A 19,424-nucleotide genomic window follows, 5' to 3' on the forward strand; every position below is an offset into this window, starting at 1 on the left:
TCGGCCGGGGGGGGGCAGCCAGGACGGGGGACGGCGGGTCCGGGGCAGGCGGGTCGGGGCCGCCGTCAGGTGTTCTGCACGTGCTGCCAGCCGAAGCGGCCCTTGATGCAGAGGTTGCCGTGGGTCACGGAGCTGTCGTGCGGGCTGGTGACCTTCACGATCTCGTTGTCCTGCACGTGGAGCGTGAGGTTGCAGCCGACCCCGCAGAACGTGCACACCGTCGTGGTCTGCGTCTGCGCGGCTTCGTCCCAGCTGCCGTCCTCGCGTTTGTCGTGCTCGGCCTTGAAGCTCAGCGCGCCCGTGGGACAGACCTCCACGCAGTTTCCACAGTAGACACACGCGCTGTCGGGCAGCGGCGTCGAGAACTCCGTGGAGATCCGTGCACCGAAGCCGCGCCCGGCCACGGAGATGGCGAACGAGTTCTGCCACTGGTCGCCACAGGCGTCCACGCACTTGTAGCACAGGATGCACTTGCCGTAGTCCCGCACGTAGAGCGCGTTGTCCACCTTGACCGGCTGGCGCACGGTGGCCGCGGTGAGGCCGTCGACGGGCTCGTGCTCGCCCGGCAACGCGTCGTCCCGATCGTCGGAAGGCGGCGCCGGCGGCCCGAACCGCTCGGGGTCGGCGCCCGTCTCCGCCATCCACTCCGCGACACCGGGGGTGGTCGAGAGGTCGGTCGCCGAGCCGAGCAGCTCCAGTACCACCTTGCGGCTCGTGCGGGTCCGCTCGGAATCCGTGTGCACGACCATGCCCGGTTCGGCCTTGCGGGAACACGAAGGCACAAGCGTCCGCGAACCCTCCACCTCGACCATGCAGACCCGGCACGCGTTGGCGGGCTTCAGGGTGTCGCCGTAGCAGAGCGTGGGGATCTCCTTCCCCACGGCCGAGCAGGCGTCCAGAATCGTCGCGCCCTCGGGCACCCGGACCGTCTCACCGTCCACAGTGAACTCGACGAGCCGCTTCGGCAAGCCTATTTCGACAATGGTCATGACTCCTCCACGGGAGCGAGTGTGTCGTCGGTGGTCATGACTCCTCCACGGAAAGCGCGCCCAGCCGCTCGACGGCCGACTCGATCGCGTTCCACGCCGTCTGCCCCAGCCCGCAGATCGACGAGTCCCGCATCACCTGCCCGACTTCGCGCAGCAGCGCCAGATCATCGGCATCGGTGCTCAGCTTGCGGCCGCCGACGATGCGGCTCACCGCCTCCTCCTGCCGGACCGTCCCGATGCGGCAGGGCACGCACTGCCCGCACGACTCGTCGCGGAAGAACGACGCGATGCGCAGCAGGAACCCGCCGAGGTCGGCCTGATCGTCGAGCGCCAGCACGACGCCGGAGCCGAGCGTGGTGCCGGCGGCGCGCGCGTCCTCCATCGTGAGCGGCAGGTCGAGCTCGTCGGGCCGCACGAACCCACCGGCCGCGCCGCCGAGCAGTACCGCCCGCAGCTCACGGCCTTCCGGCACGCCCCCGGCCAGCGCCAGCAGCTCGCGCAGCGTGGTGCCGAACGGAACCTCGTAGACGCCGGGCTTGCGCACGTTGCCCGAGAGGCAGAACAGCTTGGGCCCGGCCGATTTCTCCGTGCCGATCTCCCGGTAGGCCGCATAACCGGCCGTGAGGATGAGCGGCACGTTGACCAACGTCTCGACGTTGTTCACCACCGTCGGCTTGCCGAACAGGCCCTGCTCGGTCGGGAACGGCGGCTTCGACCGGGGCTCCCCGCGGAAGCCCTCGATCGAGTTGAAGATCGCCGTCTCCTCGCCGCAGATGTACGCGCCGGCGCCGCGGCGGATCTCGATGTCGAACGAGAACCCCGTGTGCCCCATGATGTCCACGCCGAGGAACCCGCGCTCGCGCGCGACGTCGATCGCGTTCTGCACCAGCCGGCGCGCCCGCGGGTACTCGCCGCGCAGGTAGAGGAAGCCGAGCGTGGCGCCGGTCGCGAACCCGGCGATCGTCATCGCCTCGACCAGCGCGAACGGGTCGCCCTCCAGCAGCACCCGGTCCTTGAACGTGCCGGGCTCGCTCTCGTCCGCGTTGCACACCAGGTAGTGCGGCAGCGCGGGCTGGCGGGCCGCGCCCTCCCACTTGCGCCCGGTCGGGAACGCGGCCCCGCCGCGGCCCATCAGCCCGGCGTCGGTGACCTCGCGGATCACGCCGTTCGGCCCGAGCTCCAACGCGTTGCGCAGCGCCGCGTAGCCACCGGTGGCTCGGTAGTCGTCGAGACTCTCCGGGTCGACAGCCCCGACCCGGCGCAACAGCCTCAGCGACTCCCGGTCCGTCTGGTGCAGCACCGGCGCGGCACCGTCCTCGGCGGACGGAGAGCGGCGCGCGGCGAGCACCACGTCCGCGCCGGTGGCGGGCGCGAGCAGTTCAGTCCCCGGCGGGTCGCCGGCCTCGAACGCCAGCGCCGCGGGCGCCTTCTCGCACACGCCCAGGCACGGGCTGCGCAGCCACGTCACGCCGCCGCGCGCCTTGCCCGCGGGCCCGACGTGCTCGGTGAGCGTGTCGCACACCGTGTCGGCCCCGTTGACGCGGCACGCGAGGTCGGTGCACACGTGCACCACGCGTTCCGGCCGCTCGGTGAGCGAGAACAGCGAGTAGAAGCTCGCCACGCCATACGCGTCGGCCGGCGGTACGTGCAGCTTCTCGCAGATGTAGTTCAGCGCGCCCTGGCTGATCCAGCCGACGCGGTCGTTGACGGCGTGCAGCGCGGGCAGCAGCTGATCGCGGGCCGCGCCTTCGGGCAGCGCGTCGACCGCCGCGCGTTCTTCGAAGGAGGCCTTGGCGTCGAGGAACTGGAGATCCATCCCGGCCCCTCAGCCCGCGACCGCGTCGAGCTGTGTCTTCCGGGGCCGAGCCCCGGACCCCAGCCGGGGTGCAGGCCCCGCTGGGCCCCCTGAAGGCAATTTGTCCACGCGGATAGCAGCGGCCTTGTACTCTGCGGTGCCCGCAACGGGGTCCGTGGCCTCGATGGTGATCACGTTGACGTCGACCTCGTCCGGGAAGTGGAACGTCATGAACGCCAGGCCCGGGCGCAGCCCCTCGTCGATCCGCACCGGCGCGACGATCGCACCGCGCCGCGACGAGACCTGCACCATTTCGTCCTCCACCACACCGAGCAGCGCGGCGTCGGCCGAGCACAGGTCGAGCGTCTCGCCACGCCGGCGCGGCGACGGGAACCCACCCGACTGCACGCCGGTGTTGTACGAGTCGAGCCGCCGGCCCGTGGTGAGGCGCAGCGGGAACTCGTCGTCGAGCACGTCGACCGGCGGGCTGTGGCGCAGCACGGTGAACGGCGCCGGGCGGCCGCGCTCGGCCGGGTCCTCGGCCCACAGGCGGGCGTGCAGGAACGACGGCTCCAATGCGTCCTCGCTGTAGCAGGGCCACTGGATGCCGCCGAGCTCCTCGAGCCGCTCGTAGCTCATGCCGGCGTGGATCGGCGAGAGCGAGCGCAGCTCGTCCCACACCTCGCGCCCGTCATCGCCGCTGTAGTGCCAGTCGTGGCCCAGCCGGCGGGCGAGCTCGCAGAGCAGCTCGATGTCGTCCCGCGCGCCGCCCGGCGGGTTCACCGCCTTGCGCACCCGCTGCACGCGCCGTTCGCTGTTGGTGAAAGTGCCGTCGCTCTCGCACCACGCGGCCGAGGCCGGCAGCACCACGTCGGCGAGCTGCGCGGTCTTGGTGAGGAAGATGTCCTGCACCACCAGGTGCTCGATGTTCGACAGGCGCTTGATCGTGTGCTCGCAGTCGGCCTCGGACTGCACCGGGTTCTCCCCGATCACGTACACGCAGGTGATCAGGCCGTCCTCCATCGCCTCGAGCATCTGCGTGAGGTTCTTGCCCTTGTGCGGCGGGATGTGCGAACCCCACACCGCGTCGAACTTCGCGCGCACGGCCGGGTCGAGGATGTCCTGGAAGCCGGGCATCCGGTCCGGGATCGCGCCCATGTCGCCGCCGCCCTGCACGTTGTTCTGCCCGCGCAACGGGTTCAGCCCGGCGCCGTAGCGCCCGACCTGCCCGGCCAGCAGCGACAGGTTGATCAGGGACAGCACGTTGTCGGTGCCGTTGTGGTGCTCGGTGATGCCCAGCGTCCACGACATCTGCCCGCGATCGGCGCGCGCGTAGGTGTGGGCCAGCTCCTTGATGAGCTCGGCCGGCACCTTCGTGACCTGCTCGGCGACCTCGAGTGTCCACGGCTCCACGGAGGCGGCGAACTCCTCGTAGCCCTCCGTGGCCCGTTCGATGAACGTGGTGTTGGCGAGTCCGGAGTGGATGATCTCCCGCGCGATCGCGTTGGCGAGCGGGATGTCGGTGCCCACTTCCAGCTGCAGCTGCCGGTGCGCCCACTTCGCGGTGCTGGTCTGGCGCGGGTCCACGACGAAGAGCTTCGCTCCCTTGTGGACGGCCTTGAGCACGTGCTGGAAGAAGATCGGGTGCGCCTCGCGCGGGTTACCGCCCCAGATCACGATCACGTCGGCGTCTTCGATCTCCGCGTACGACGACGTGCCGCCGCCGCTGTCGAACACCCGCGCCAGACCCGCCACGCTCGGCGCGTGGCAGGTCCGGTTGCACGAGTCCACGTTGTTCGTGCCCATCACCGCGCGGGTGAACTTCTGGGCGACGAAGTTCATCTCGTTCGTGGCCCGCGCGCAGGAGAACATGCCGAACGCCTCGGGCCCCTTCGTCTCCAGCGTGCGCCGGAACCCCGCGGCGGCGCGGTCGAGCGCCTCTTCCCACGTCGCCGGCCGCAGCACACCGGAGTCCCGCACCAGCGGCTCCGTCAGCCGGGCGTACGGCGTGGTGTCCTTCCTGCGCTTCATCTTCTGCCTCCAGGAGGTGGTGGGATGGGTGTCAGCCGACCGGCACGGCGGTGGCCGTGCGGTTCAGCAGGCCGATGGCCGCGTGCACGTGGCGCAGCGCGGGTGCGGGCACCCCGGTGAGCTCGGCCAGCTCGACGACGGCGCCGATGATGGCGTCGATCTCCAGCGGCTTGCCGGCCTCGAGGTCCTGCAGCATCGACGTCTTGTGGTGCCCGACGCGCCAGGCGCCGTCGATCCGCTTCTCCACGGAGACCTGGGGATCCGCCCCCGCGGCCCGGGCGATCGCAAGGGTCTCGGTCATCATCGTGGCGACGAGCTCGCGCGTGTCGTCGTGCTCGCACATCTGTGCCATCGTCGCCCGCGTCAGCGCGCTCAACGGGTTGAAGGCGACGTTGCCCATGAGCTTGACCCAGATGTCGTCGCGCAGGTTCGGCTCGACGGGCGCCTTGAGGCCGCCCTCGATCATCGCCTCCGACAGCGCGACGCAGCGGGGCGAGACCCCGCCCGCCGGCTCGCCCAGGGAGAACCGCGTGCCCTCGAGGTGACGGATCACGCCCGGCTCCTCGATCACCGTGGAGCAGTAGACGACGCACCCGATGGCACGCTCGACCGCCATCACCCGGCTGGTCTCGCCGTCCGGGTCGACGGTCTCGACCCGGTGGCCCTCCAGGGGGTGTCCGGTCAGGCCGTGGAAGTACCACCACGGGATCCCGTTCTGCGCCGCGACGAGCGCGGTGTCCGGGCCCAGCAGTGGTTCGAGCAGCGCTCCGCTGCTCGGGTAGGAGTGGGCTTTGAGCCCGAGGAAGACGAAGTCGACCGGGCCGATCTCGGCCGGGTCGTCGGTGACGTGGGGATGCGCGGTGAAGTCGCCGCGGGGACTGAGCACCCGGACTCCGTGTTCGCGCATCGCCTCGAGGTGCGCCTTGCGCGCGACCAGATGGACCTCGGTGCCGCCTCGGTGCATGGCCGCACCCACGTAGGCGCCGATCGCGCCCGCGCCCAGAACAGCAACCCGCATGGTGTGCCTCCCGCTCGGTCGAACACAGCGATTGCATACAGTATCCCGGGAAGTCCTCAGGCACCAGGATCCGGTGATGGAATTCGCCGATGACAGCCGGGCGGAGCAGGCCTACCCGGCACTGATTGTCATTTCGGGACTGCCCATTGATCCACTTCGGGTGAGATCCAGGCCACAGAGTGAAGAGTTGGGATTTTGCATACCAAAACCTGTATTCTTGGCTCAGCTCCACGAGATCCCGCGGTTTCCCCGCAGTCGTGCGGACCGCGTCAACCCAGACCAGAGGTGCCCCGTGACCCAGACCGCCTCTCCCCTGCCCGAGCGTGGGCCCACCGGTCGGCGGACGGCCAAGGGGTCCCTCGCGGCGAAGTCCGCCCAGCGCGTGGAGCGGCCGGCGCCGCTGCGCCAGGTCGTGTACGACGCGCTGGCCGAGCTCATCATCAACCGCACGCTGGAGCCCGGGCAGCACCTCGTCGAGGCCGACCTGGCGGAGTACCTCGGCGTGAGCCGCCAGCCGGTGCGGGAAGCGCTGCAGCGCCTGCAGACCGAGGGCTGGGTCGACCTGCGGCCCGCGCAGGGCGCGTTCGTGCACATGCCCACCGACGAGGAAGCCGACCAGCTGCTCGGCGTCCGCGCGGTGCTCGAGACCCACTCGGCGCGGCTGGCGGCCGGGTGCGCGTCCGAAGCACACGTGGCCCGGCTGTGGGAGCTGCAGAACGCCGGTCTCGAGGCCCTGGCCGCCGACGACGGCGAAGCCCTGGTCACGGCCAACGCCGACTTGCACTCGTTCCTCACCGAGCTGACCGGCAACGCCGTGCTGGCCGAGCTGATCGGGCTCGTCGACCGCCGCGTGCGCTGGTACTACACGCCGATCGCCCGGCCCCGTGGCCACGACGCGTGGGCGGAGCACGCCGAGCTGATCGAGGCCGTCGCGGCGCACGACGTCGAGAAGGCGGAGAAGATCATGGCCCACCACACGGAACGCACACGTCAGGCGTTCCACGAGCGGCCCGAAGCAGCCCGGGAGTGACGGGGCGGGCGTCAGCCGCCCCCTCACTCCCGGGCCCTGTACCGAAAACTCCGGCAGGCGTCAGCTGCCGGCGCTCCCGGTGGCCGGTGATGCCTGCGCGACCACGCCGGTCTCCTCCGAGGCGGTCGGGCCGCTGCGGCGGCCCGGCTGGCGCAGGAAGAGCACCATCGCGGCCGACAGCAGCGCGATGCCGCCGGCCAGGATGTAGGCACCGGTGTAGCCCCACGCCGAGATCACACCCGCGGCGAGGCCACCGCCGCCGACACCGCCGATGAGCTTGGCGCTGTAGACGAGGCCGTAGTTGGTGGCGTTGTGGTTCTCACCGAAGTAGTCCGGCACGAGCGCAGCGAACATCGGGTAGAACGCGCCACTGCCGAACCCGGTCAGGATCGCGAACACCATGAACCAGAACAGGTTGTGCGTGTTGCCCGACCACATCACGCCGAACTGCGCGATCGCGGCGATCACGAGCACCCAGAACAGCGTCTGCTTGCGGCCGATGCGGTCCGACGCCCAGCCGACGAGCGCGCGGCCGGTGCCGTTGACGATCGCCAGGAGGCCGGCCGACGACGCGGCCACGAACGGCCCGAAGTTGCTCTGCTCGGCGAAGGGCACCTGGAAGTTGATGCCGAAGAGCGACACACCGCCGATCACGATCAGCGTGACCCACATCAGCGGGAGCATGCCGGTCCTGATCGCTTCCATCGGCGTGAACTGCCGGACGGCCGGCGGGTTCTTCGCCAGGCTCTTCGCGTTGCCCGTTGCCTTGCCCTTCAGCCACGCGATGGGATCGACCTCCGCGGGCCACCAGTTCTTCGGCGGGTCCTTGAACAGGAACCCGCAGACCCCGACGACGATCAGCATGTAGAGGCCGATGGCGTCGAGCGTGATGGTCAGGTTCTCGTGCCCGAGGAAGGCGCTGAACAGGTAGATGAACGGCACCGAACCGTAGGCGAACCCGCCGTTCACGAAGCCGGTGCGGGCACCGCGCTTCTCGGGGTACCACTTGCCGACCATGTTGATGCAGGTGGCGTAGACCAATCCGGCGCCCGTGCCGCCGAGCACGGAGTACCCGATGAAGGCGAGCACCAGGTTGCCGCTGTGCGCGATGGTGAAGTAGCCGATCCCGGAGCAGAGCGCGCCGATCAGCATGGCGGTCTTCGCCGAGACGATGTTCTTCTCGCGCAGCCGGCCGGCCGGGAACGCGACCCCGGCCTGGAACACGGCCCAGATGCTGGCCAGCCAGAACGCGTCCGACAACGACCAGCCGTATTTGTCTTCGAGTGTGCCTTCGACGGCTCCCCAGCCGTACTCGAACACACTCACCGCCATCATGGCGACCCACGGCAGCCAGACCATGAATGCGCGTGAGCGGCCCATGATGTCTCTGGGACTCTCACCGATCCGGTACTTGCGTCCGTTGTCGTCGACGATCTCCTGGTACGTCGGTAAGGCTGCGGTCATGAGAGTTCTCTTTCGTCAACGTTGACTTCGGTTCCCTCTGAGTGGGGTGGCTCCTTGTCCCCCGCCGGGCGCGACCGCGCGCGCCCGGCGCTTCTTGCGTGTGCTCGTGTCCCCCGCTTGGCCGACGGCTAGGTGTCCGGCAAGATACGCCTCCTTCCCTCTCGCCGGAAGTGATCAGCCGAGCAGACCGGCCGACCGCGCCCAGCGGTACTTGGCACCGAGCACCGCCACGGGCTTCTCGGTCGTGTACGGGTAGGCGACGATCCCGTTGGCGTAGAGGTGGTCGCTCGCTTCCTCCACCTCGACGTCCCCGGACAGCGACGCCACCACCGGCTTGTGGATCCCCTTGCGGCGGAACTCCTCGACCACGTCCGCCACGAGCTCGGCGAACACCATCGGCGGCGTGACGATCGTGTGCCAGTAGCCGAGAATCAGGGAGTGGATGCGCTCGTCGGACAGACCGAGCGCGATCGTGTTCCGATAGGTCGACGGCGGCTCGCCACCCGTGATGTCCACCGGGTTGCCGGCCGCGCCGAACGGCGGGATGAACTCCCGGAACGCCGCGTCGAGGTCGTCGGGGATCTCCATCAGCGACAGACCGTTGTCCACACAGGCGTCGGAAAGCAGCACGCCCGAGCCGCCGGCGCCGGTGATGATCACGACGTTCTCGCCCTGCGGGGTCGGCAGCAGCGGGATGCCGCGGGCGTACTCCAGCATGTCGTTGAGCCCCGGCGCCCGGATCACACCGCTCTGGCGCAGGATGTCGTCGTAGACCTTGTCGTTGCCGGCCAGCGCGCCGGTGTGCGAGCTGGCCGCCTTCGCGCCCTGCGACGTGCGCCCGGCTTTCAGGACCACGACGGGCTTCTTCGCCGAGACCCGCTTGGCGGTCTCCGCGAACGAGCGGCCGTCCTTGAGGTCTTCGAGGTGCATCGCGACCAGTTGCGTGTTGTCGTCCTGTTCGAAGAAGGTGAGCAGGTCGTCCTCGTCGATGTCCGCCTTGTTGCCCACGCCCACGATGGACGACACACCCATGCCCGCCGACCGGCTGAAGCCCAGGATCGCCATGCCGATGCCGCCGCTCTGAGAGGAGAGCGCGACACCGCCCTTGACGTCGTACGGCGTGCAGAAGGTCGCCGAGAGGTTCTCGGGTGTGTAGTAGTAGCCGTAGATGTTCGGCCCGAGGATGCGCACGCCGTGCTTGCGCGCGATCGCCACGACCTCGTCCTGCAGCTCGATGTTCCCGGTCTCGCCGAACCCGGACGGGATCAGGATCGCCCCGGCCGCGCCCTTCTTGCCGACCTCTTCGAGCGCGGCGGGCACGAACTTCGCCGGGATGGCGAACACGGCGACGTCCACGTCACCAGGTACGTCGCTGATGCTCGCGTACGCCTTGCGGTCGAGGATCTCCGACGCCTTGGGGTTGATCGGGTAGATCTCGCCCGCGTAACCGCCGTTTACGAGGTTCTTCATCACCGAGTTGCCGATCTTGCCGGCCTCGGCCGAAGCCCCGATGACCGCGATGGCGGCCGGCTTCATGATCCGGTTCATCGACGCGAGGATCTCCTCCTGCGTGAACCGCACCGGCTCCTTGGCCGCGTCCGGGTCCACCAGGATGCGCACATCGACCGCGGTCGCGCCGGCGGCCGTGGCGAGCACCGGATTGAGGTCGACCTCCGCGAGCTGCGGGAAATCCGCGACGAGCTGAGAGAGCTTGTTCACGATGCCCGCAAGCGCCTTCTTGTCCACCCCCTCGCTGCCACGCACGCCGTTGAGGACCTCGGCGGCGGCGATGCCGTCCACCATGGACAGTGCCTCGGCCTCACTGGTGGGGGCCAGCCGGAAGGTCACGTCCTTGAGCACCTCGACGAGCACACCGCCGAGCCCGAAGGCCACGATCTTGCCGAAGGTCTGGTCAGTGACCGACCCGATGATCACCTCCTGCCCCGTGGTCAGCATCTGCTGCACCTGCACGCCCACGATGCTCGCCTCGGCGTTGTACGCCTTGGCGTTGGCCAGGATCGTGGCGTACCCGTCGGCCACCTGCTCGGCCGTGCGCAGGCCGACGAGCACGCCGCCGGCCTCGGTCTTGTGCAGGATGTCGGGCGACACGATCTTCAGCACCACCGGCAGGCCGATCTCCTGCGCCTGCGCCACCGCCTCATCGGGCGAGGTCGCCAGGCGCTCGGCCGGGGTGGGGATGTCGTAGGCCTCGCACACCGCGCGGCCTTCCGGAGCGGTGAGGGACGAGCGGCCCTCGGCCGCCGCCTTCTCCAGGATCTTCTCGACCGCAGCGCGGCCGGTTCCCGTGGTCATCCAGCTTCTCCTTAGATCACGCCTGCGGTGCGCAGCCGCTCGAGGTCTTCGCCTGCGTAGCCGAGCTCGCCGAGCACCTCGTCGTTGTGCTCGCCCAGCAGCGGCGAGCGGCCGATGTCCACCGGGGAGTCCGACAGCTTGAGCGGGCAGCCCACGGTCTTGAACTTGCCGCGCTCGGGATGGTCGATCTCGACCACGCTGCCGAGCTCGGCGAGCGTCTCGTCTTCGATGAGCTCCTGGGTGGACAGGATCGGCCCGCACGGGATGTTGCGGGCGTTGAGCTTCTCCATGACCTCCCACTTGGTGTGGCGCTCGGTCCACTGCTCCACGAGCGCGAACACCTTGTCCAGTTTGGACAGCCGCGCCTCGGGCGTTGCCCACTCCGGGTCCTCGGCGAGCTCGGGCTGCCCGATCAGCTCGGTGATGGGCGCCCAGCCGACGGGCTGGATGATCACGTAGATGTAGTCGTTCGGGCCGCCGGGCGCGCAGCGCACCGCCCAGCCGGGCTGCCCGCCGCCGGACGCGTTACCGGAGCGCGGCACCTCGTCGCCGAACACCTCGTTGGGGTACTCGCCGAGCGGGCCGTGCGCCAGCCGCTGCTGGTCGCGCAGCTTGACGCGGCAGAGGTTGAGCACCGCGTCCTGCATGGCCACCTGCACCCGCTGTCCGCGGCCGGAGTTCGTGCGCTGGTACAGCGCGGCGAGGATCGCGGCCACGAGGTGGATGCCGGTGCCGGAGTCACCGATCTGCGCGCCGGTCGCGGTGGGCGGACCCTCCTCGAACCCGGTGGTGCTCATCGAGCCGCCCATGGCCTGCGCGATCACCTCGTAGGCCTTGAAGTCGGCGTAGCGGCCCGGGCCGAAGCCCTTGATGGAGGCGTAGATCAGCCGCTCGTTGATCTCCTGCAGCTTCTCCCAGGAGAAGCCGAAGCGGTCGACGACACCGGGGCCGAAGTTCTCCACGAGGATGTCCACACCGGACACCAGCTTCGTGAAGATCTCCTTGCCCTCGTCACTTTTCATGTTGAGCGTGATGCTGCGCTTGTTCCCGTTCAGCATCGTGAAGTAGAGACTGTCCACTCCGGGCAGGTCCCGCAGCTGGCCGCGGGTGATGTCCCCGCGTCCCGGCGTCTCCAGCTTGATCACGTCCGCGCCCAGCCAGGCGAGGATCTGAGTCGACGACGGTCCCGACTGGACATGGGTCATGTCGAGGACGCGGACGCCTTCGAGTGCCTTTCCCATTTTCGTGCCTCCCGACTACTTGTACATCGTCTGGTTCATGGTTCCGGGGGCGTACGCGTCCGGGTCGACCCAGACGTTGATCAGCGACGGCTTGCCCGACTCACGCGCGCGCTGCAGCGCCGGCGCGATGTCGGCGGGGTCGCGGACCTCTTCGCCGTAGCCGCCGAGCATGCGGGCGAACTGGTCGTAGGGCACGTCGCCCAGGGTGTTGCCGATGCGCTCGCGCGCCAGGCCGTACTTCTGGGCCTGGCCGTAGCGGATCTGGTTCATCGACGAGTTGTTGCCGACGATTCCGACGAAGGGCAGGTTGAACCGCACCAGCGTCTCGAAGTCCCAGCCGGTCAGGGAGAACGCGCCGTCGCCGAACAACGCGACAACCTCCTTGTCGGGGCGGGCGTGCTTGGCGGCCATCACGAACGGGATGCCGACGCCGAGCGTGCCGAGTGGGCCCGGGTCCATCCAGTGCCCAGGCGACTTCGGCTGAACGACCTGGCCGGAGAAGGTGACGATGTCGCCGCCGTCGCCGATGTAGATCGAGTCCTCGGTGAGGAACTCGTTGATCTCGTGCACGAGCCGGTACGGGTGGATCGGGTTCGCGTCGGAGTGCTGCTGCGGCAGGCGCTTCTCCTTCGCCTTGTCCTCCACCGCGCGCAGTTCTTCCAGCCACGGCTTGCGGGCCACCGCGCCGTTGTCGGTGCGACCCGACGCCGCCTGCGTCACGCCCGCGAGGATCTGGCCGGCGTCTCCGACGAGGCCCAGGTCGATGTCGCGGTTCTTGCCGACGGTGCGGTAGTCCAGGTCGATCTGCACCACCGTGGCGTCGGGCGAGAGGCGCTTGCCGTAGCCCATGCGGAAGTCGAACGGCGTCCCGACGATCACGATCACGTCCGCGTTGTCGAACGCGTAGCGGCGCGAAAGCTGGAAGTGGTGCGGGTCGCCGGGCGGCAGGGTGCCGCGGCCCGCGCCGTTCATGTACGCGGGGATGTTCAGCGTGCGCACGAGCTCGGCCGCGGGCTCGGCCGCCCGGGTGGTCCAGACCTGGCTGCCCAGCAGGATCACCGGCTTCTTCGCGTGCACCAGCAGGTCGGCGAGGCGCTCGACGTCGGCCGGGTCGCCGGCGCTGCGCGTGGACGCGCGGTAGCGGCCCGCCTCGGGGATCCGCGCGGCCGACAGCGGGACCCGCGCGTCGAGCACGTCGCGCGGGATCTCCAGGAACGCCGGGCCGGGGGCACCCGCCAGGGCCTCGCGGAACGCCATCGACACGAGGTCGGCCGCGCGGGCGGTCGAGGGCACGGTCGCGGCGAACTTGGTGATCGGGGTCATCATGTCCACGTGCGGGAGGTCCTGCAGTGAGCCCATCTTGTGCTGGCTCAGCGCGCCCTGGCCGCCGATCAGCAGCATCGGGCTCTCCGCGCGCAGGGCGTTGGCCACACCCGTGACCGCGTCGGTGGTGCCCGGGCCGGCGGTGACAACCGCGCAGCCGGGACGGCCGGTGATCCGCGCGTAGCCGTCGGCGGCGTGCGCGGCGACCTGCTCGTGGCGTACGTCGATGACGTTGATGCCCTCGTCGACGCAGCCGTCGTAGATGTCGATGATGTGCCCGCCGCACAGCGTGAAGATCGTGTCGACGCCCTCCGCCTTGAGCGCCTTGGCCACCAGGTGCCCGCCGGAGATCGTGTCCGGAGCCGGCTGGCCGCCGTTCGTCGCAGGGGCGGCCCGGTCCTTGTCGACGTTCTGGCCGGTCGTGGTTGGCGCCATTGCTCAACTCCTCTGGTCTCACGCCGGACCTCTCTGATCCGGGCGCTCGTTCCGGTGCGCTCCCCGGTCTGCACTGCCGTCGGTCCACAGCCGCGGCGAAGGGCATCCCTCCAGGTCAGCGGCACCTTCACCGAAAACTGTAGATTGCATACCGTATGAGGTAGGCATTAGGATTACTCTCCGAGCGACCCGCTGTCCAGGGCCATCCGCAGGTTTGTCCGGAGGTTTTTTCCCGGGTGCCGCGGCGGATGACGGCACCCGGACGGCCCTATTCCTCCCCAGTCCCGTTCGCGGCCCACCCGGGCCCGCCAGGAAGGACTCAGATGGATCTCTTCGAACACGAGGCGCGCGAGCTGTTCTCCTCGCACGGCGTACCGGTCCCCCGCGGCCGCGTCGCCACGAGCCCGGAAGAAGCGCGCGCGGCGGCCGTGGTGATCGGCGGCACCGTGGTGGTCAAGGCACAGGTCAAGACCGGCGGACGCGGCAAAGCCGGCGGCGTGAAGCTCGCGGCCACGCCCGACGACGCCGAACAGGTCGCCGACGACATCCTGGGCATGGACATCAAGGGCCACACCGTGCACAAGGTGCTGGTGACCGAGGCGAGCGAGATCGCCGAGGAGTACTACGTGTCCTACCTGCTCGACCGCGCGGAGCGGACGTTCCTCGCCATGGCGTCGGTGGCCGGCGGCATGGAGATCGAGGAGGTCGCGGCGACGCGGCCCGAGGCGCTGGCGAAGGTACCGGTCGACGCGCTCACCGGCGTCGACCGCGCCAAGGCGGTCGAGATCGTCGCCGCGGCGCAGTTCCCGGCCGAGGTCGCCGACGACATCGCCGACGCGCTGGTGCGGCTGTGGGAGGTCTTCGTCGGCGAGGACACCACGCTGGTCGAGGTGAACCCGCTGGCGCGCACCAAGAACGGCCGGGTGATCGCGCTCGACGGCAAGGTCACCCTCGATGCCAACGCCGAGTTCCGCCACGCCGACCACGCCGCGTTCGCCGACCCGAACGCCGGTGACCCGCTGGAGCGCGAAGCCGCCGAGCAGGGGCTGAACTACGTGAAGCTCGACGGCGACATCGGCGTGATCGGCAACGGCGCCGGCCTGGTGATGTCCACATTGGACGTCGTCGCGGCCGCGGCCGCCGAGATGGGCGCGCGGGGACCGGCGAACTTCCTCGACATCGGCGGCGGCGCGTCGGCCGGGATCATGTCGGCCGGGCTCGGCGTGATCCTCGGCGACCCGGACGTGCGCAGCGTCTTCGTGAACGTCTTCGGCGGCATCACCGCGTGCGACGCGGTGGCCGACGGCATCGTGCAGGCGCTGGGGATCCTCGGCGACCGTGCGACGAAACCGCTGGTGGTGCGGCTCGACGGCAACAACGTGGCCGAGGGCCGGCGCATCCTGGCCGAAGCCGGCCACCCGCTCGTGACCGTGGTGGAGACCATGGACGACGCCGCCCGCGAGGCGGCCAAGCTCGCGACCGTTACTGCTAGCGCGGAGGCCTGAGAAGTGGCGATCTTCCTGGACGAGAACAGCCGTGTCGTCGTGTCCGGCATGACCGGCGCCGAGGGCATGAAGCACACCAAGCGGATGCTGGCCGCGGGCACGAACGTGGTCGGTGGCGTGAACCCGCGCAAGGCCGGCCAGAAGGTGGCGGTCGGCGAGCGCGAGCTGCCCGTGTTCGGCAGTGTCGCCGACGCGATGGCCGCGACCGGCGCCGACGTGGTGGTGCTGTTCGTGCCGCCGCCGTTCGTGAAGGACGCGGTGATCGAGGCCGTCGATGCCGAGATCGGCCTGGCCGTGGTGATCACGGAGGGGGTACCGGTGCACGATTCGGCGGTGTTCTGGGCCCACGCCGTCGCCAAGGGCGGCAAGACCCGGATCATCGGCCCGAACTGCCCCGGCATCGTCTCCCCCGGGCTGTCCAACGCGGGCATCATCCCGGCCGACATCACCGGCCCGGGACGCATCGGGCTGGTGTCGAAATCGGGCACGCTCACCTACCAGCTCATGCACGAGCTGCGCGACATCGGCTTCTCCACCTGCGTCGGCATCGGCGGCGACCCGGTGATCGGGACCACGCACATCGACGCGGTCGAGGCCTTCGAGAAGGACCCGGACACCGACGTGATCGTGCTGATCGGCGAGATCGGCGGCGACGCCGAGGAACGCGCGGCCGCCTACGTCCGGGAGAACGTGAGCAAGCCCGTGGTCGGCTACGTCGCCGGGTTCACCGCACCGGAGGGCAAGACGATGGGCCACGCCGGCGCGATCGTCTCCGGCTCGGCCGGTACGGCCGTCGCGAAGAAGGCGGCGCTGGAGGCGGCGGGCATCCGCGTCGGGCGGACCCCGAGCGAGACCGCGCGGCTGGTGCGCGAAGTCCTCGCGGGGACGCCGTAGCCGTGGGCGAGATCGACGCGCTGGTCGCCAACGCCGGGCGCTACCACGGCGGCCTCGACCACACCCGGCTGGTGAAGCGGCCCCGCCGTCGGGTGGCGGTGGTGGCGTGCATGGACGCGCGGATCAGCGTCTACCGGTTGCTGGGCCTGGAAGAGGGCGACGCCCACGTGATCCGCAACGCCGGCGGGGCCGTGACCGACGACGCGATCCGGTCGCTGGCGGTGAGCCAGCGGCTGCTGGGTACCCGGGAGAGCATCCTCGTCCACCACGAGGACTGCGGCATGCGAACCTTCACGGACACGGAGTTCGCGCGCCAGGTCGAGCAGGGCACCGGGATCCGGCCGCCCTGGTCGGCCGAGGCGTTCACCGACGCCGAGCAGGACGTGCGCCAATGCCTGCGCCGCGTGCGCAGCAGTCCGTTCCTGCCGCACACCGCGTCCGTGCGAGGGTTCGTCTACGACGAGCGGACCGGGGCGATGACCGAGGTCGGCGCCGCGGGCCGGCCGGGCTAGGAGGTACGCCATGCACCGGGGATGGGCCGAGGCCCGCCGGATCGCTCGCGACGCGGTGAAGCCGCTCGAAGCGGTGGAACTGCCGTTGGGCGAAGCGCTGGGCCGGGCGCTGGCGAGCCCGGTCCGGGCCCTGGTGCCGATGCCGGCGTACGACAACTCGGCGATGGACGGGTACGCCGTCGCCGGGCCCGGACCGTGGACCGTGGTGGGCGCGGTCCGGGCCGGCGGCGCGCCGTACGCCGGCGTGCTGGCTCACGGCACGGCTCTGGAGATCGCCACGGGCGCGCCGGTTCCGGCCGGCACGCGCGCGGTGCTGCCGGTGGAGCACGCCGTCCACAGTGGACGGCGGGTGAGCGGCACCGTGGCGAGCGGCAAGCACGTGCGCCGCCGGGGCGAGGACTGGCCCGAGGGTGCGGAGCTGCTCACCACGTCGACCACCGTGACGGCCGCTGTGCTCGGCGCGGCGGCGGCCGTCGGGCACGACACGCTGCTGGTGCACCGCCGGCCACGGGTGTCGGTGGTCGTGACCGGCGACGAGGTCCAGACCTCGGGGCTGCCACGGCCGGGCCGGGTCCGCGACGCGATCGGGCCGCTGCTGCCCGGCTTGCTGCGCGCCGCGGGTGCCGAGGAGCACGGCCTCGTCCGGCTCGCCGATCAGCCCGACGCCCTCACCGCGGCGCTGACCGACGACGACGCGGACGTGGTGGTGGTCTGCGGCGCCACCTCCAAGGGGCCGGCCGACCACCTGCGAGGAGTGCTGCGGGCGCTGCTCGCCGATGTCCGCGTGGACGGTGTCGCGGTCCGGCCCGGGCACCCGCAGCTGCTGGCGGTGCTGCCCGACGGCCGGTGCGTGGTCGGGCTGCCCGGCAACCCCTTCGCGGCGCTCGGGGCCGGGCTGACGCTGCTCATGCCGTTGCTGACCGAGCTCGGTGGCCACCGCGAGCCGGCGCCCGTCACGGCGTGGGCCGCCGAACCCCTGCCCGCGCACCCGAGCGACACCCGGCTCGTGCCCGTCGTGCGCTCGGGCGGCGACGTCACACCGGTGGGCCACGACCGGCCCGGTTCGCTGTGGGGCGCGGCGCTCGCCGACGCCCTCGCCGTGGTGCCGCCGGGCTGGCGGGGCGGTGACGTCGAACTGCTGCCCCTGCCCTGACCACGAGCACCCGAGGAGGACCGCGGATGGACCTGCGGCAGCTGGAGATCGTCGTCGCGGTCGCCGAGGAGGGCGGGTTCACCGCCGCGGCGCACCGCCTGCACACCGTGCAGTCGACGGTGTCCACGGTGGTCCGCGCGCTCGAACGCGACCTCGGCACGTCGCTGTTCGAGCGCACCACCCACCGCGTCGCGCTGACGCCGGCGGGCCGGGCGTTCCTGCCCGCCGCGCGCGCCGCGCTGAAGGCCGCCGAACACGCCCGGGCGACCGTGGACGGGGCGCGCTGGAAACTCGGCGGCCGCGTGCGGATCGGGGTGATGCCCGGCGCGTGGCCCGACCCGCACCGCGCGCTCGCGGCGCTGCGCCGCGAGCACCCGGGTGTGCAGGTGCAGGTGCTCCTGGTCCCGCCGCGGCAGCTGCGCTCGGCGGTGCACGAGTCCAGTGTGGACGCTCTCGTCGCCGTGGAGGACTGCGTGGCCGGCGACGGTCTGGTCAGCCGGCCGCTGCGGCGCGAGGCCATGGTGCTGATGACTCCCGCGGGCGATCGCGGCGCCGACCGGCCGGTCACCGCCGCCGACGCGGCCGCCGCGGCGGTCGTCGACTTCGCGCCGGGCTGGGCCAACCGCGAGGCGACCGACCGGGCGTTCCACACCGCGCAGGTGCGCCGGACCGTGGCCCACGAGGTCACCGACGTCGCCGCGGCGGCGGAGCTCGTCCGCCACGATCTGGGCGCGTGCATCCTGCCCGCGTCCGTGGCCGCGCGGTTCGCCGATCTCACCTCGCGGCCGTTCTCCCGCGGCGGCCCGACCTGGCACATCTCCGTGACCCGCCCGGCCGGTGATCCCCCGCCGGCGGTGGCGGCCGTGCTGCGGCATCTGACCTGAAGCCGCAAAGCCTTTCGCCGGTAAGGGGCGTGCGCCATGATGAGATGTGCTGCTACGCCAACCGGAGTACCTCGTCGCGCTCGCGCGCGAACGTCACTTCGCCCGCGCCGCCGACGGCTCTCACGTCTCGCAGCCCTCGCTGTCGGCCGCGATCCGGAAGCTGGAGCACGAGCTGGGCGCGCCGATCGCGCGCCGCGGCCGGCGGCTCGAGGGCCGCCGCGACGCTGCTCACGACCCGGTTCTGCGAACGCCACCGCACGCCCGCGTGTCGCTGGAATCCCCTCCGTCCCGGGAAATCACGCGCCGGCTCGCGGAGTACGAACTCGACATCGCCCGGACCTATGTGGACGACGAGGAGCTCAGCACCGTCCGCACCTACCCGCTCCACGAGGAGCGCTACCTGCTCCTGACGCCCCGCGACGGTGAGCTCGCCGGCCGCGAGCGCGTGCGCTGGGCCGAAGTCGCCACCGTGCCGCTGTGCCTGCTCGGGCAGCAGATGCGCAACCGGCGGATCCCATCCTCGCGCGGGCGTTGCTCGAGGTGACTCCGCAGGTCGACGTCCGGGGCGTGCTGGAGCGCGTCCTCGCGGGTTTCCTCGCGCCCGTGCGATAGCCGGGGCCTATCCCGGCATAGGCACTAACGCTTTGACCCCCTCTCTGCACCGGAGTAAGGTAAAGCCGTTAGCTGCCAACGAAAACTCTCGGCAGACAGACCACGGCAAAGGTGCTCTGCTTGCTGTACGACGACCCGGTCGACGGGTACTCGACTTCACGCCCGGCGCCCTGCTCGGCAGCGTCTCCGGTGAGCTCGGTCTGCATGAGTTCCTGGAGCGCCAGG

Annotated in this window: 15 protein-coding genes; 7 read left to right on the plus strand and 8 right to left on the minus strand. The window is 70.8% G+C overall.

Annotated elements, in window-relative coordinates; translation table 11 throughout:
- Positions 1-65 precede the first annotated feature (65 nt).
- Genes QRX50_RS33510 through QRX50_RS33525 form a run of 4 tightly spaced genes read right to left on the minus strand, consistent with a single transcriptional unit; the run spans position 66 to position 5,833 of the window.
- Entirely contained in the window at positions 66-989 is a 924-nt protein-coding gene (locus tag QRX50_RS33510; RefSeq protein WP_285967108.1) for a 2Fe-2S iron-sulfur cluster-binding protein, read from the minus strand.
- Positions 990-1,023: 34 nt separating this feature from the next.
- Complete coding sequence (locus QRX50_RS33515) at positions 1,024-2,805, minus strand: NAD(P)H-dependent oxidoreductase subunit E (protein ID WP_285967109.1); 1,782 nt, start codon at positions 2,803-2,805, stop codon at positions 1,024-1,026.
- A 9-nt stretch (positions 2,806-2,814) separates the two neighbouring features.
- Positions 2,815-4,815, minus strand: a complete 2,001-nt coding sequence (locus QRX50_RS33520) for a molybdopterin oxidoreductase family protein (RefSeq protein WP_285967110.1) — start codon at positions 4,813-4,815, stop codon at positions 2,815-2,817.
- Between the two features lie 31 nt (positions 4,816-4,846).
- Positions 4,847-5,833, minus strand: a complete 987-nt coding sequence (locus QRX50_RS33525; RefSeq protein WP_285967111.1) for a 2-dehydropantoate 2-reductase — start codon at positions 5,831-5,833, stop codon at positions 4,847-4,849.
- A gap of 292 nt (positions 5,834-6,125) precedes the next feature.
- Here QRX50_RS33525 and QRX50_RS33530 point away from each other — a divergent pair, with 292 nt between their 5' ends.
- The gene (locus tag QRX50_RS33530) at positions 6,126-6,863 is read left to right on the plus strand and encodes a GntR family transcriptional regulator (RefSeq protein ID WP_285967112.1); all 738 of its coding nucleotides are present in this window, start codon (positions 6,126-6,128) and stop codon (positions 6,861-6,863) included.
- Positions 6,864-6,923: 60 nt separating this feature from the next.
- Here QRX50_RS33530 and QRX50_RS33535 read toward each other — a convergent pair whose 3' ends face one another.
- From QRX50_RS33535 to QRX50_RS33550, 4 genes are all read right to left on the minus strand, one after another.
- Positions 6,924-8,327, minus strand: a complete 1,404-nt coding sequence (locus tag QRX50_RS33535; RefSeq protein WP_285967113.1) for an OFA family MFS transporter — start codon at positions 8,325-8,327, stop codon at positions 6,924-6,926.
- A gap of 174 nt (positions 8,328-8,501) precedes the next feature.
- On the minus strand, positions 8,502-10,640 hold the full coding sequence (locus QRX50_RS33540) for an acetate--CoA ligase family protein (protein ID WP_285967114.1): 2,139 nt from the start codon (positions 10,638-10,640) through the stop codon (positions 8,502-8,504).
- A gap of 11 nt (positions 10,641-10,651) precedes the next feature.
- Positions 10,652-11,881, minus strand: a complete 1,230-nt coding sequence (gene frc, locus QRX50_RS33545) for a formyl-CoA transferase (RefSeq protein ID WP_285967115.1) — start codon at positions 11,879-11,881, stop codon at positions 10,652-10,654.
- A 15-nt stretch (positions 11,882-11,896) separates the two neighbouring features.
- Complete coding sequence (locus QRX50_RS33550; RefSeq protein WP_285967116.1) at positions 11,897-13,639, minus strand: thiamine pyrophosphate-binding protein; 1,743 nt, start codon at positions 13,637-13,639, stop codon at positions 11,897-11,899.
- Positions 13,640-13,962: 323 nt separating this feature from the next.
- Here QRX50_RS33550 and sucC point away from each other — a divergent pair, with 323 nt between their 5' ends.
- Genes sucC through QRX50_RS33580 form a run of 6 tightly spaced genes read left to right on the plus strand, consistent with a single transcriptional unit; the run spans position 13,963 to position 19,131 of the window.
- Positions 13,963-15,144: an ADP-forming succinate--CoA ligase subunit beta gene (sucC, locus tag QRX50_RS33555; protein WP_285967117.1), complete on the plus strand. Its 1,182-nt coding sequence runs from the start codon at positions 13,963-13,965 to the stop codon at positions 15,142-15,144.
- A 3-nt stretch (positions 15,145-15,147) separates the two neighbouring features.
- The gene (gene sucD / locus QRX50_RS33560) at positions 15,148-16,038 is read left to right on the plus strand and encodes a succinate--CoA ligase subunit alpha (protein ID WP_285967118.1); all 891 of its coding nucleotides are present in this window, start codon (positions 15,148-15,150) and stop codon (positions 16,036-16,038) included.
- Between the two features lie 2 nt (positions 16,039-16,040).
- Entirely contained in the window at positions 16,041-16,550 is a 510-nt protein-coding gene (locus QRX50_RS33565; RefSeq protein WP_285967119.1) for a beta-class carbonic anhydrase, read from the plus strand.
- Between the two features lie 10 nt (positions 16,551-16,560).
- Complete coding sequence (locus tag QRX50_RS33570) at positions 16,561-17,703, plus strand: molybdopterin molybdotransferase MoeA (protein ID WP_285967120.1); 1,143 nt, start codon at positions 16,561-16,563, stop codon at positions 17,701-17,703.
- A gap of 26 nt (positions 17,704-17,729) precedes the next feature.
- On the plus strand, positions 17,730-18,587 hold the full coding sequence (locus QRX50_RS33575; protein WP_285967121.1) for a LysR family transcriptional regulator: 858 nt from the start codon (positions 17,730-17,732) through the stop codon (positions 18,585-18,587).
- Positions 18,588-18,633: 46 nt separating this feature from the next.
- Complete coding sequence (locus QRX50_RS33580) at positions 18,634-19,131, plus strand: LysR family transcriptional regulator (RefSeq protein ID WP_285967122.1); 498 nt, start codon at positions 18,634-18,636, stop codon at positions 19,129-19,131.
- Positions 19,132-19,424: the final 293 nt, after the last annotated feature.

Source organism: Amycolatopsis sp. 2-15, from assembly GCF_030285625.1.
In the GTDB taxonomy this organism is placed as follows: Bacteria; Actinomycetota; Actinomycetes; order Mycobacteriales; family Pseudonocardiaceae; genus Amycolatopsis; species Amycolatopsis carbonis.